The sequence below is a fragment of the Ginsengibacter sp. genome, assembly GCF_057362405.1.
Window position 1 is genome coordinate 90991 of the sequence record NZ_JBMQQG010000154.1, and the last position, 15100, is coordinate 106090.

At 38.8% G+C, this 15100-nt stretch carries 11 protein-coding genes; 5 read left to right on the plus strand and 6 right to left on the minus strand.

The window, feature by feature from the left end; all coding sequences use genetic code 11:
* Positions 1–216 precede the first annotated feature (216 nt).
* Positions 217–2886, plus strand: a complete 2670-nt coding sequence (locus tag ACO1O5_RS13140) for a family 78 glycoside hydrolase catalytic domain (RefSeq protein WP_486270911.1) — start codon at positions 217–219, stop codon at positions 2884–2886.
* A 711-nt stretch (positions 2887–3597) separates the two neighbouring features.
* Here the strand turns inward: ACO1O5_RS13140 and ACO1O5_RS13145 are convergent.
* The 4 genes from ACO1O5_RS13145 to ACO1O5_RS13160 form a co-directional block, all read right to left on the minus strand.
* Complete coding sequence (locus ACO1O5_RS13145; RefSeq protein WP_486270912.1) at positions 3598–5565, minus strand: TonB-dependent receptor domain-containing protein; 1968 nt, start codon at positions 5563–5565, stop codon at positions 3598–3600.
* 2 nt (positions 5566–5567) lie between these two features.
* Positions 5568–6086 carry a carboxypeptidase regulatory-like domain-containing protein gene (locus ACO1O5_RS13150; RefSeq protein ID WP_486270914.1) on the minus strand — a complete coding sequence of 173 codons (519 nt, stop codon included), beginning with the start codon at positions 6084–6086 and terminating at the stop codon, positions 5568–5570.
* A gap of 439 nt (positions 6087–6525) precedes the next feature.
* Positions 6526–7047, minus strand: coding sequence for a DinB family protein (locus ACO1O5_RS13155; RefSeq protein WP_486270916.1), 522 nt, complete (start codon positions 7045–7047; stop codon positions 6526–6528).
* A gap of 323 nt (positions 7048–7370) precedes the next feature.
* Complete coding sequence (locus tag ACO1O5_RS13160) at positions 7371–8012, minus strand: DUF892 family protein (protein ID WP_486270917.1); 642 nt, start codon at positions 8010–8012, stop codon at positions 7371–7373.
* Between the two features lie 639 nt (positions 8013–8651).
* Between ACO1O5_RS13160 and ACO1O5_RS13165 the strand changes: the two genes are divergently transcribed.
* The 4 genes from ACO1O5_RS13165 (at position 8652) to ACO1O5_RS13180 (ending at position 13400) form a co-directional block, all read left to right on the plus strand.
* Entirely contained in the window at positions 8652–9989 is a 1338-nt protein-coding gene (locus ACO1O5_RS13165) for a TolC family protein (protein ID WP_486270919.1), read from the plus strand.
* Positions 9990–10019: 30 nt separating this feature from the next.
* Positions 10020–11297 carry an efflux RND transporter periplasmic adaptor subunit gene (locus tag ACO1O5_RS13170; protein ID WP_486270921.1) on the plus strand — a complete coding sequence of 426 codons (1278 nt, stop codon included), beginning with the start codon at positions 10020–10022 and terminating at the stop codon, positions 11295–11297.
* Positions 11298–11412: 115 nt separating this feature from the next.
* Positions 11413–12162: an ABC transporter ATP-binding protein gene (locus ACO1O5_RS13175; protein ID WP_486270923.1), complete on the plus strand. Its 750-nt coding sequence runs from the start codon at positions 11413–11415 to the stop codon at positions 12160–12162.
* 11 nt (positions 12163–12173) lie between these two features.
* Positions 12174–13400, plus strand: coding sequence for an ABC transporter permease (locus ACO1O5_RS13180; RefSeq protein WP_486270925.1), 1227 nt, complete (start codon positions 12174–12176; stop codon positions 13398–13400).
* Positions 13401–13463: 63 nt separating this feature from the next.
* On the opposite strand, the gene ACO1O5_RS13185 is transcribed toward ACO1O5_RS13180, so the two are convergent.
* Together ACO1O5_RS13185 and ACO1O5_RS13190 are read right to left on the minus strand one after the other, a co-directional pair.
* Positions 13464–13685, minus strand: coding sequence for an MbtH family protein (locus ACO1O5_RS13185; RefSeq protein ID WP_486270927.1), 222 nt, complete (start codon positions 13683–13685; stop codon positions 13464–13466).
* 123 nt (positions 13686–13808) lie between these two features.
* A complete protein-coding gene (locus ACO1O5_RS13190) occupies positions 13809–15041 on the minus strand; it encodes an RNA polymerase sigma factor (protein ID WP_486270929.1) in 1233 nt (410 codons plus the stop codon).
* Positions 15042–15100: the final 59 nt, after the last annotated feature.

Below are 15100 nucleotides of genomic sequence, written 5' to 3' on the forward strand. Positions count from 1 at the left end.
ATGTTAACACTTTTTATTGGCGCCTTTGAAAAAATTAAAACCTTTCGATTAGGCCGTTGCAGATAAATTTAGCTTTATTAAATGAAATAATTTTATTTCCGATTGCTTTCTCCCTTTCTTATTTATAATACTTTAGCAAACAATACTTTTTCTAATTAAACCATAATGACAAAAAAAAACCTGTTATTAGCCCTTATAATCTTGTGTTCTACCACAATGCCAGTCTGTCTTTCGGCGCAAAATCTCTTAGTCGAAAATAAAGTTAATCCCATTGGTATTGATGTGACAACGCCGAGATTTACCTGGCAACTTATATCCGGCAAAAGAAATGTTATGCAAACGGCATACGAGATCAGGGTAAGTGATAAATTTAGGGATCTTCTGAAAAATAAAAATTTAATTTGGGGTTCAGGTAAAGTTTTGTCAGACTCATCGGTACATGTTAGTTACAAGGGAAGTGAGTTACAATCAAATAAAAAATATTACTGGCAGGTCCGCACCTGGGATAACATGGGCAAAACCTCGCCATGGAGTTCGCCGTCATTTTGGCAAATGGGTTTATTAAGTACATCAGACTGGAAAGCAAAATGGATACAGCCGGGTTATATTGAAGATTCTATTTTGCGGCCCTCTCCTCTTTTCAGAAAAGACTTTTCTATTAATAAAAAAATTATTTCAGCTACTGCTTACATTACGTCTCACGGTTTTTACGAAGCAACAATCAACGGGCAACGCATTGGAGATGCTTATTTAACTCCCGGATGGACCAGTTATAAAAGCCGTTTGCAATACCAGGCGTACGACGTTACTAATCTTATTAAAAGCGGAGCGAATGCAATAGGTGTAACATTAGGCAATGGATGGTACCGTGGTATCATTGGCTTTAGCAATCATATCAACGTGTATGGCAAAGACATTGCTTTGCTGTTGCAGATAAACATAACTTATGGTGATGGATCAAGAAGTACCGTAATAACAGATGATACCTGGAAATCTTCGACCGGCGAAATACGATACGATGAAATATATAACGGAGAGACCGTAGACGCACGTGATGAAAAAACCGGCTGGAACTTACCTGGTTACGACGAGGCAAAATGGAGTGACGTCATTGTAGCAGATTATTCGAAAGACAATTTATTGGCAACACAAAATGAGCCGGTAAAAAAACATGAAACATTTAAGCCGGTTCGTATTTTCAAAACACCGGCGGGTAAAACTGTTATTGATTTTGGACAAAATCTCGTGGGATGGGTTCAGGTAAAAGTTAAAGGCAACGCAGGAGACACAGTGACTATTTCTCACGCAGAAGTCCTGGATAAAGAGGGATATTTTTATACCGCCAACCTTCGTGCGGCTATGTCACAGGATAAATATATTTTAACCGGAAAAGGAGAAGAAATGTTTGAGCCGCATTTCACATGGCATGGTTTCCGGTACATAAAAGTGGAGGGTTATCCTGGTGAAATAAAGCCTGAAGATTTCACTGCTGTTGCCATCTATTCAGATATGGAACCGACTGGAACCTTTACTACCTCCAATCCACTCATCAATCAATTGCAGCATAATATTCAATGGGGACAAAAAGGTAATTTTTTGGATGTTCCAACAGATTGTCCGCAACGTGATGAGCGTCTGGGATGGACAGGAGATGCCCAGGTATTTTCCAGGACGGCAACCTTTAATATGAACGTGGAGAATTTTTTTGCCAAGTGGGCCAAGGATATAGCGGCCGATCAAATAGACGGATCTGTTCCATTTGTTATTCCAAACGTGTTAGGGCCGCATGACGCCGGGTCTACAGGCTGGGCCGATGTTGCAACGATTGTTCCCTGGAATGTGTATTTAGCCTATGGCGATAAAAGAATTCTCGAAGATCAATACAGCAGCATGAAAGCATGGGTTGAATACATGCATAGAAAAAGCAACAATGATTTATGGAACACCGGGTTTCATTTTGGTGATTGGTTATTTTACAGGCCGGAAGATGATAACGACGGAAGAGCAGCTGTTACAGATAAATATTTGATAGCACAATGCTTTTATGCGCATTCAACCCAGTTGTTGATTAATGCTGCCAAAGTGTTGGGGAAGGGTGATGATGTTTCAACCTATACCGATTTACTACATAAAATAAAAGACGCTTTTTTGAAGGAGTACATGACTCCTAACGGACGTCTTGTTTCGGGCACGCAAACAGCTTATGTACTTGCTTTAAATTTTGACATGTTGCCAGAAGCTTTAAGAAAACAAGCGGCCGCACGACTTGCAGATAATGTCATAAGTTATAATAATCATTTAACTACTGGATTTCTCGGTACTCCATATTTATGTCATGTACTCTCACGCTATGGGTATGATAGCATCGCTTATAAACTGTTGTTACAAACAACATATCCCTCATGGTTGTATCCTGTAAAGATGGGTGCTACAACTATATGGGAAAGATGGGATGGCATAAAACCTGACAGTACATTTGAGACGCCCGGAATGAATTCGTTCAATCATTATTCTTATGGTGCCATCGGCGATTGGATGTATCGTTCAATGGCCGGTATTGATACTTATGAAGATGGCCCTGGTTATAAACACATAAAAATAAAGCCACACATCGGCGGTAATTTTACAAACGTATCTGCGAGTCTTATTACTTACTATGGCAAAGTCAGCAGCGCATGGAAAAAAGAAACTAACACTTTGGACATGGATGTTGAAATTCCTGTTAACACCACTGCAACAATTTATGTTCCTGCAAATAGTGCAGATTTAGTTTCAGAGAATGCCTCGCCTGTCAATTCCGTAAAGGATATAAAAGTTGTGAGTACCGAAGACGGATATGTTGTTTTGCATGTTGGCTCGGGGCATTACCATTTTGCTGTAAAGTAAAAAAATCCTACCAATATCGTTTTAAGCAAAATAAAGTTTAAGGGACATGAATTCTTCAAATGCATCGGCAGAATAGCGCTTTGTCAAACTTAATAAATATAGCTGCTGGCTGCGTCTAGTCTGTGTAGTTACAAAGAGCTGAGGTTGAAAAAATTATTGCTGACTTCATTTATAAGGCGAATTAACCAGGCGTTTTTAAAATAATTGCGGAAAGCCAAAAGAATTCACTTTTGTATTTTGTTCTTGTTGTTCTATCACCTTACTTAAGTAAAAAACCCGCAAGTTTTTTGCGGGCTCTTTAAAGGAATAATTTTAATTCCAGGGGTAGATGTTTTACAAGGATAAATTGGATCAGACCTCTTGGTCAGTTTTCTTTGGATATTTGGTTATTACAGGTATTGGATAAAAAAATAAGAAGTTGACTGACATCGGATTTTTTTTGGTTTTTCCTGGATTGGGAATAGTCATTTCAATGGATTTGGATTTTTGATTAATGTCTGTTGAACATCAATCAACTTCTGGAACAAAGATATACTACCAGCATACCCGAAACAAGAGCATTACTGCCTAATTATAGCCCTACTGAAATTACTGTTGTAGTCGTATAACTACGCACTTCATGCAAGTAAACGCACGAGAAAATAAAGCTGCGAATATATTAATCCCGTAAGAAATTTAATGGTAACGTTTGCGTTTGAAATGATAACCGAACTAATCCGTGGGTGGGTTCAAATTAATGGATTCATCGGCCTTAGGTTTTTTAAATTGCAGGTTACCAAACTTCCAGGTGAAGTTAATACCGATCGATCTGTATGGGATTCTTTGAAGGTTGGAGACCGTGAACCCAGGACCAAACAGAGATGTTTGTCTATTGATATATTCATTGAATGGGTTAACTGCCGTTAAAGCAATGCTCCCTTTCTTTTTCCAGATTTGTTTCCTAAGCGCAACACTGTAGTTTATGAAAGAAGGATAACGCCCTTGCGCTTCGTTACGGGCTGAATTGAAATTTCCGAAAAATTCGCCGGCGAATTCACTTGTAAACCTATAACTGACGTTCATATTTAAACGATAATTAAAACTGTTGGAATTATAACCGGAGTCAATTACGTTCATGGTGTGCCGGTAAAAGGCGAACAAGTTGGTTCTTACATTTAATTTACCGGTTACGTTAAGATTAAAAAACAGGCTCAGTCCAACATTTCTTTCAAGCCCGATATTTTCCCTGGTACTCACCGAAACATTTGTATACGTTGAGTCGCCGATCTTTAAAGACGGATAGTAGATTATATAATTCTGGATAGCATGATTACTAGTCCGGTAGAAAACAGTAATTGAAAACGAACCATTTTTACCTAAATCTTTATTATAGCCTATTTCATATCGGTTTCCAATTTCAGGTGTAAGAAATAAATTTCCACTGGTAATATTTTTGGGATCGCTTGTATTTATAAATGGATTTAAGTCCCTGTAATCGGGTCGTTCAATTCGATTCGAATAACTAAGTTTTAAATTCTCATCATCGTTTAGTTTTTTCATTAAAAAAAGCGATGGGACAAATGTATTATAGCCCGTTGAACCAGGTTGCTGCAGAGCATCCGAATAGAATGCACTGATATTAGTGCGTTCGTACCTGCCTCCTGTTTTTACGTCAAATAGCCGACCGACCGGAAAACTTAATTCGCAATACGCAGCATACACTTTTTGATGATATTCTACATTGCCAGATAAAGAACTGTCAAAGAAGTATTTTTTAACCGCAGGCTGAAAACTTAATACATCAGAGTTGCTGTTAATGTCGTTAAAGCTGATTTTGCCACCTGAACCAAGGATAATATTTTTTGAAAGCGGCTCGGTATAATCAATATTAAATTCTGCTTCATTTTCTGTGCCTGGATTGTTACTACTGGTTCCATAGATAAGCGAATCTGACGGTAACATATACTGATCATTATTTGCCGTGGCGAAATTATATCCTAAGCTGCTGTTTACGCTTACGTCCAGTTCGCGATCTTCTTTATCGAAAGTTCTTTTGTACTCAAGACTGGCATCAACATTATGAAACCTGAAAGCACTACCTGTGTTATTAATTGCCGCAATGTCTTCAACAATATTTCCTGCAGCATCATTGTAGGTAGTCTGGGTTTGATTTATCAACCCATTGCCGGTATGCCCCAGCGAGTTGTAATTTAGAGAACCCGAAAAAATATTCTTTTGTCTATAAGTCCAATCGAATCCAATCCCCGTTTCGATACCATGACGATTTAACCGGGAACTTCCATCCTGGTGTAAGACATCGGTTGTGCCATTAGAAGAATTTTTTGAGAAGCGATCATAGGTAGTTGGCGTATTCGCATTTAATCTCACGCCGCCGCTTAGATAAGCGTTTATTTCGAAATTATTCTTTCTTGCATTGAAATTGAAAGAGCCATTTTCCTGGCGGGTACTCCCGGTTAAGGAGAGATTACCATTAACGCCTTCGGCGGTATTCTTCTTTAGAATGATATTGATAATGCCGCCTAGTCCCTGTGCGTCATATCTAGCGCCGGGGTTAGTTACCACTTCAATACTTTTTATCTGGCTTGCCGGTATGGATTCCAACACGTCTGTAATATTGTTACCAAAAATAGAGGATGGTTTACCATCAATAAGGAAGCGAATGCTTGAACTGCCGGCCAATTCTACATTACCATCAACATCAACAGATACCTGGGGAACTTTTTTAAAATATCAGTTGCCACTCCGCCCTGTGAAGTGAGATCATTCTCCGCATTAAAAACAACCTTATCAATTTTATTTTCTATTATCTTCCCGGGACCGTTAACAGTAACCGTTTTTAACAAACCCGTTTTTTTACCCAGGAAAATAGTTTTTAAGTTGACATCAAAATTTTGTTCGTTTATTAATAGATTGTTTATAGTATAGCTTTTATAACCTATGTATTCAATCACAATTTTAAAGCTTCCATTTTTCAAATCGTTCACTACGAACCTGCCGAGGGAATCAGTTGTACTGCCGTTTACCGGCTTTTTATTAGATGTTAAATAGACAGAAATAGTTGCGTAGTCGAGAGGTCGTCCCGACGAGGAGTCAACAACTCTCCCTGTTATAACAGTAGGTGATTTGAATTCTCTTTTTGTTTGGGCACGAAGTATAAAAACAATAGAAGAAAACGCAAGCACTAATATTTCTTTCTTCAAGCTTTAAAAATTAATTGAGCAACGATAGATTTCCTTATTCCGGAAAATCTTATCTGTTATTACCGGTATAAACGCAAAAAGTTGAGATAATGATATTACAAAAAAATAAAGCCCACATTTTAATGCGAGCTTAATATTTTAAAATCCGGGGGTAGGTAATTTACAAAAGGATAAAAAGGTTGCTGTTTTTCAATGGCTATTTTTCACCGGAATAACGTGGTAATCTACAGGAATTGGAAGATAAAAAGTTCTCTAAAGATAATTGGATGAAGATCTTTTCAAAGGGATTGGATGTTTTAATTAATATCTTTTAAATACCAATTAATTTCTGATACAAAGATATACACTCCCAAATAGTGTACAAGCGCACTATTGCCCAATTAAAGGTGTAATGAAAATACTGTGCAAATCGTAAAACTACGAGTTCGAAATCGGCAATCTACTGAAGATATCGTTCACGAATAATATTCAAATGGTGCCTGTGATGCCCATAAATGTGATTCACCAGCAACTTTACGCTAGTGGGATAACCGTTAGCCGTACCCGATCTGTTCAGCGCTTCGTCATCAAGTGTTTCAATAAAAATAATACTGGAGAATCTAAACGCGTTTAGCTCCTTTATGATACTACTAACGGACCGGCTATTCGCATTTGCATTTAAAGCAAAAAGCTTTTCGTCAAACCCGGGTAAATCAGTATTATCGCCTCTTGCAATTCTTGTTGCCCGGTAGATAAATATTCTTTCACAGTCGCAGAGATGAACAAGGATATCTTTAATTGTCCATTTGTCTTCCCGATATTTATATCTTAGTTGATTTTCAGAAAGAGACGAAACCAGTTTCTCTGTTTCTATCATAATATCTGTTAGATGTTTAACGAGGCGCCCATCATTGGGTACGTTGTCCATGTATTGTTGAAAAAAAGTGGGATAACCAGGAGCGGGCTTTGGTATCTTGTCCATCTGCAAAAATATTTTCTGGTTGAGAAACTAAAATTAAGTCAATTATTCAGACCCCTAAATGCAATTGGCAAAAAAATAAATTATGGTTTGCGTTGAGGCTTTCTTTTAGCATCAATAATAATTTGCAAGATCGATAGCTCCGGAAATTTTAGAAAAAAATTCCTTTCACATATACAAACATGAGGGTTATTGCATTTACCACTACACCTTGAAGCTTGTGAACGGAACAATTACGTGGGCGGCGTTAAATGCCAATATGGATTTATAATGAAAAACAATTTGTCTTTACACCTGGTAATTCACTTGTTTAGTATACGATCAGTTTAATCGTCCGCTTCTGGGTCAGAAGAACTCATAATTGATATGGAATTGGTTAACCTGTCATAATCATCCTCCATTGCTCCCTCCTCTTCGTGACTACCTATTGCATTTTCTGCATCAGGATTTACCTGGCCCACGGCCAATTTTGTCAATGACCGATCTGCCTCATACACTTCAAAAAGGGTTTTTCCCAGTTCAATTGCGATGGAATCAAGCTTCAATTCAGATGCATAAGCTCTGACAGTACCATATCCTGCTATTTCATAATGTCCCATCTTTTGTACGGAGGCGATTATGGCAGCATCCATTGCCTCGGTCGTCATATCTTCATTCATAATCTTGCCGGCTTCTTTAACTAATCCTTCTACTCCCCGGGATGTAACACTATTACTTCCACCAAAAAGGCTGGAAAAAAATCCGTCATTTGTTTCTTCCTCATTACCCATTAAAGATTTTTTTATTGAATCAAGACGGTCTTTATGTATTTTAGAAACGTTGAGATAATTGCTTAATGATTCCTTTAATCCCGCATCATTTGCTTTTTCAATCATGTCGGGCAGGGCATCAATAATTTGTTCTTCCGCCGAGTACAAGTCAAGTATTTCATGTTTCAGCAGGTCTTTAAGATCGATTATTTTTTTCATGATATATTGTTTTTACAGATTTACTTTTGATTATCAGGCATCTACACTATCAAAATACCAGCACTTGAGTTACCCTACAAGTTATTAAAAATAATGCCACTGAATAAGTATTTAATTAAATGTTTGATAATATTTGCCAGGTATAAAACGCCGGTTGAAAATTAATATTTTATAGCAAGGCGCTAAATTAACGCCCGATAGAATCGCCAAACAAACATCTTTTGCAGGGACTATTGTATCTTTTTGCCGAAATGTTACTTTTTACAAATTTTCCGAATGCCTGAATTTTACAGTTTTTGTTACTCGCATTAGTGGACGCAGCCTCTCAAAGTAAAATGAACGAAGCATTTGTCACTTTTCTAAATTGACCATACTTTTTGGAAAGCTCCGATGAATCTCTAAACGTCAACTGATTCACTGACACCTTTATTGGTACAAAATGTGTTGGTCTTCAGAAATATGACGCGGCTTTCCCTACTCTTTGGAATCAATATCATTTGAAAAGCAGTCCACCAAATATTATTTGCTTCCGTGAAAAAGTACGTAAAAATATATTTTGGGCGAAGGGAATTTTATTTTTTGACATCCCATTAAGTGATATTTTATCGAACAGTAAAATAACTGATAGAGCGTATTTACATGAAAAAGATCATTACAATAACCAGTTTATTGCTTTTTCCTCTACCCTTTTCTTTGTTTGCGCAGGATACAACCCTTATGCATTTACCGGCAAAATGGAGTTTGGAAGAATGCATAAAATATGCTAAACAAAATAATATTCAAATTAACTCTTTGCGCCTTAATACAAATTCTGCTGAAGAAGATGTACAACAAGCGAAAGCTGCAGTTTTGCCCAATCTTTCAGGAACGGTATCACAATCATTGTTGAATGGGAAAACGCAAAATATAACTACGGGCATTTTTCAACCGAATACTAATTTTTCAAGCAGTTATGGTTTAAGCTCTTCTCTCACGCTTTATAACGGTGGCTATCTCAAAAACAACATAAAATACAACCAGCTTGCCCTACAATCTTCAAATCTTAATGTACAGGAAACGGAAAATGATATCACGTTAAGCATTACGCAGGCATATCTTAATATATTGCTTGCAGGTGAAAATATCACTTACCTGAAAGAAATACTTAACACATCCCAGGAGCAGCTTAAACAAGGTCAGCAGCGTTTTGATGCCGGAGCGCTATCAAGAAAGGACTTTGTACAACTACAGGCACAGGTGGCAACCGACCAATATAACCTCGTAAATGCCAACAACAGTTACCGTTTAAATGTGGTAACACTCAAGCAAATTTTGCAGTTACCATCCGCATACGAGCTAAACATAAATGTGCCGGATACTATTATAGTAGATCAATTATATCCCGCCCTTGACTCGGCACAATCAGCAGCGCAAAATGAACGGCCCGAAGTAAAAAATAGTGAGCTGGGTATTCAACTTGCGAAAACAAATCTCGAACTGATAAAAGCTGCGGCCAGGCCAACCGTTAGTGTCGGAGCCGGATTGGCTACAAACTATTCAGGCAATCAGAATTACAAATATGGTTCGCAATTGAATAATAATTTTTATCAATCGCTTGGAGTTACGTTAGGAATACCTATTTATAGCAGGCGCGTTAATAAAACAAATATTGCGAAAGCGCAGATACAAATCCAGCAGGCATCACTTTCGCTGATCAATACGGAAACTATATTAAATCAACAGGTGCAGGAAGCTTATATCAATCTTCAAAATGCATTGGCGCAATATGCTGCAGCAACAGAACAATTAAAGGCGAATGAAGAAAGTTATAAGATCACAACAGCTGAACTGGGATTGGGTGCAATAAACATCCTTGATTTACAACTTCAAAAAAACCTTTATGTGCAGGCATTGCAGGCTTACACACAAGCTAAATACACCGCCGTTTTATATACCAAGATTTATTCATTTTACACGGGCGTGCCTGTTACATTATAAAGTATGAAGTCAACAACAAAGTTTTAAAAGATGAAAAAAATTAAATGGATCTGGTGGGTGTTATTGATTGCCGCTGTTGGCGTAGCCACCTGGTATTGGAGATTCAGGGAAGATGAAACCATAATACAACTGCAGGTTGAAACACCCCAATACGGAACGATTTCAACTTCGGTTACGGCTACGGGGACTATTCAACCTGTTGATACCGTTAATGTGGGTGCACAAGTTTCGGGTACTATCAAAGGCGTATACGCTGATTTTAATTCCACCGTAAAAAAAGGACAACTTCTTGCACAGATTGACCCATCCATTTTCCAGGCGCAGGTAGACCAGATCATGGCAAACCTGCAATCTGCTCAATCGAACCTGGTTTATCAAAAAAGCAATTATGAGAGACAAAGTCAATTGTACGCAGTGGGCGCTATAAGTAAAGCAGACCTCGAAACGGCTTTATATGGTTATAACAGTGCAAAAGATAATGTAAATGGAATTTCTGCGCAGTTAATGTCGGCGAAAAAAAACCTTTCCTTTACAAAAATTTATTCACCTATCAATGGCACAGTGCTATCGCGAAATATCAGCGAAGGTCAAACAGTCGCATCAAGCTTTAACACACCTACCCTTTTTAGCATTGCAAAAGATCTTACCAAGATGCAGGTGCAAGCTGCAGTCGATGAAGCAGACATAGGTAATGTAGCCAAGGGACAACGGGTTATTTTTTCCGTTGATGCTTTTCCTTCAGATACATTTGCAGGGGTAGTTAAGGATATCAGGCTACGTTCAAGCGTTTCATCTAACGTCGTTACCTACACGACGATTATCGATGCGCCAAACAACCAGATGAAATTGAAACCGGGTATGACAGCCAACATCACCATCTATACAAAGGAATTGGATAATGTTTTACTGATACCAGCCCGGGCGCTCAGTTTTCAGCCCGACTCGATTTTGGCAAAGAAATATACGATACAGGGAATACCACAGTCGCACAATGGTAAAAAAGGAGTGTCACGCCAAGGGGGTGCTGGTGCATCTCCCGGAAGCAGTGCCGGCAATGACTCCATGAAAACATCCTTCGTATGGTTGAAAAAAGATAGCGCTCTTGTATTGCAGCGTATTAAAACGGGCATGGACGATGAAACACAAGTACAGGTAATATCAGGATTGAATTCTAGTGATGAAGTGGTGACCGGGTATACGCAGGAAAAGAAAGCAGATTTAAAAAGCAAAACTCAAAAAAGCCCTTTCATGCCTCAGCGGCGGCCAAGAACTCCTAAAAAAAGTGGCGGAGGTCGTCCCCCGGGTTAATTAATAAGAGAAGTTAAAAGTATGTAATCAGCTTTATACTGGTTTATTTAATCACTAACGCAGGCGCTTACATGATTTTATTTTTAGATAATAAAGCTGCAAAAAATGATAAGATATGGCAAATAAAATTTTGGATATTCATAATTTGAAGCGTGATTTTAAAATGGGCAGCGAAACAGTACATGCGTTAAAGGGAGTTTCCTTCACGGTTGAAGAAGGTGAATTTATTACGATTATGGGTAGCAGCGGCTCTGGCAAAACAACTTTATTAAACATATTGGGATGCCTCGACAAACCAACAGATGGTGATTACCTGCTGGACGCCGTGAACGTTAAACAACTCTCCCGCAACGAACTCGCGGGTTTGCGCAATAGTAAAATTGGTTTCGTTTTTCAATCCTATAATTTACTCGCAAGAACCTCCGCACTGGAGAATGTAGAACTGCCCCTTATGTACAATCCTAAATTATCAACAAAAGAAAGAGAAGAAAGAGCTAAAATAGCATTAACGGCTGTCCGGCTGCAGGACCGACTTGATCATTTGCCTAATCAATTGTCAGGCGGCCAGCAACAACGAGTCGCTATAGCAAGAGCGCTGGTAAACGAACCGGTGATGATACTTGCGGATGAAGCCACCGGAAATCTGGATACCCGGACATCGTATGAGATTATGTCGTTAATACAGGAGCTAAATCAACAACAGAAAAAAACAATTGTTTTTGTAACGCATGAGCCGGATATAGCAGCATTTAGCAACCGAACCATTACTTTAAAAGATGGTAAAGTGATAAGGGATTCAAAAAATGAAAACGTTCGTTCCGCAAAAGAAGAATTGGCCGCACTGCCGCAGAGCGATGAATATTAACTCTAAGAAAAATGAACGCAGTAAACCTTTTACGAATAGCGTGGAGAGCATTACTTCGCAATAAGCTCAGGGCATTTCTAACTATGCTGGGCATCATCATTGGTGTGGCTTCAGTAATAACAATGGTTGCAATAGGCGAAGGTTCAAAAGCCAGTATAAGAAGCCAGTTATCTGGCATGGGATCCAACATGATTAACATCAGGCCCAGCAGTAACCAAACCGTTGGCGGTGGTGCCAGGCTTGGTGCAGCAGGCCTCCAGACCTTAAAAGTTGAAGATGTAGATGCCATTCGCAAGGATGCTCATTTTGTTACTGCCGTATCCCCTGCCGTACAAGCCAACGGGCAGGCGATAAATGGAGCGCTCAACTGGCCTACAACCATGCAGGGCGTTAGTCCCGAATACCTCAGCATCCGTGACTGGCCATTGCAATCTGGCGTAGTATTTACTGATAACGACGTTAAGACTGCTGCAAAAGTTTGCCTCATAGGTCAAACAGTTAAGACTAATATCTTCGCCGCGGGCGAAGACCCGGTAGGCAAAGTAATACGCTTTAATAAAATACCCTTTAAAATAATTGGTGTGTTATCAGCAAAGGGTGAGAATACATTTGGGCAGGACCAGGACGATATTATACTTGCTCCCTATACTACCGTACAAAAAAGAATATTGGCCATCACATTTATTCAAACGATTTACGCGTCTGCGCTTGACGAAAAAAGTTCGGATACGGCTACTGCTGAGATTACAGAAATCCTTCGTAAAGATCATAAGCTGAAACCCACTGATGATGATGACTTCACTGTGCGAACACAAGCTGAATTAATCAGCACCATTAGTTCAACCAGCCAGTTACTAACGGTACTCTTAGCCGCAATTGCGGGTATTTCATTAGTTGTTGGCGGTATTGGCATTATGAACATTATGTATGTTTCCGTTACTGAACGTACCAAAGAAATTGGTTTGCGTATGGCTATGGGTGCACGGGGAATAGACATTCTGCTACAATTCCTTGTAGAGGCGATTCTGATAAGTTTAACAGGTGGTGTTATTGGAGTAGCATTAGGCATAACTGCGTCTAGCCTGGTTAGTTACTTCCTGTCATGGCCTACGCTTGTTTCGGAATCATCCATCTTTTTATCGTTTATGGTTTGTGCAATAACCGGTGTGTTCTTTGGATATTATCCTGCAAGAAATGCATCCAGGCTCGATCCTATTGAAGCACTACGTTATGAATAAACGGGCGGCAAAATCGGGTGCGGGCTTTTATTTGAACTACCAAAGTTCGACATTCCCCATATTTTATCCATTGTTCTGATCTTCTTCCATTTTTTTTCGAAGGCTTAACGGTCGCATATCCGTCCATACTTCTTTTATGAATTTCAAACATTCTTCTTTGGATCCAACCTTTCCAGCATCCTTCCAGCCTAATGGATTTTCCCTCGCAGATGGCCAGATACTGTATTGTTCTTCGTGGTTTACAACAACTTTATAAATCGCGTTGTCATCATCAAAATCTTCCATGATCCCTATATTTTACAGTTAATAAATCAGTCAACAATATAAACTAAACTTCTAAATTTTCTTTTCACTTTTCGTGACCTTCATTCAGTTTCTGTTTCGGCCTCTTTATTTATTAAGCCGGTCTCATAAATTTTCTATTTTCTTTTGAATGACTTTCTTATCAGCCGCCGTCTTTGCAATTGAAAGGGCTTTTACAAAATTTTCTTTCGCCTTTATATCGTCTATTCCTTTGTAAAGTTCCCCGAGTAGCGTGAAATAAAAGTGATTGTTGGTTAATTTTAATTTTTCCGCTTCTACAATCGCTTGTGCTTTGCCGTTAGCCTTTGAAAGGGCAAACGTTCGGTTAAGCGCTGCAACAGGTGAATACTCTATCTGCAATAGCTGGTTAAAGAGTTGCAAAATATTCTCCCACTTCTCTTTCGTATCAGCTTTAATCGTGTACCAATAAGCTATACTTGCTTCTAAATGATATTTCGAAAGTCTATTACCCTGCGACGCTTTGTGAAGAAAATAAGCACCTTTAGAGATCAATTCATCATTCCACAATGTCTCGTCCTGGTCTTCATATAAAATCATTTCGCCATTGCTGTTTTTCCTTGCTTCAAATCGTGACGATTGAAAACACATTAACGCCAACAACGCATTTACATTAGGTTGATTGGTTTGTTCTTCTTCAGCTAACAGGTAAGTTAATCTCATGGCTTCCATGCAAAGATCTTCGCGTAGAATGTTATCATTGCTTTCAGAATAATAACCTTCGCTGAAAAGTAAATACAAAGTTGTCAACACTGTGTCGAGCCTGTTATCAATTTCCGCCTCGCCGGGAAATTCAATTTTTACATTCTCAAGCCTCAGTTTTTCTTTCGCTCTAAACAAACGCTTGTTAATAGTTTCTTTATTGCTTAGTAAGGCATTCGCAATTTCGTCTATTCCAAATCCGCAGAGAATGCGAAGTGCCAAACCTATTTGGGCTTCTGTTGAAATGGAAGGATGGCAAACGGCAAACAACATCAGTAACTGGCTGTCGGTAATATTTTTTTCCGACAGGTCAATCTCAATTTCGTGCGTTGTTGGTGACGATTGCTTAAGTTCCGTAGCAATCTTGCCAGCGAAAAGTTGGTTACGGTTAATATAATTTTTGGCTTTATTTTTTGCAACTGTGTATAACCATGCTGTTGGATTTTCCGGAATTCCTTTATAGGTCCATGTTTCAATGGCCGATAAAAATGTTTCACTGGCTATATCCTCTGCCATTTCAATCCCATGAAATGCATTGCCAAAAGTCTTGCATAAAACGGCGGTTATTTTTCTGAACTCCGTTCTGAATAAATGCGGTATAATTTCCTGTTCATTCATAAATAAAAAGCCCCGGTAAAGTTAGTAGTTACTGAGGCTTTATTTTTTTAAGTGTTGAC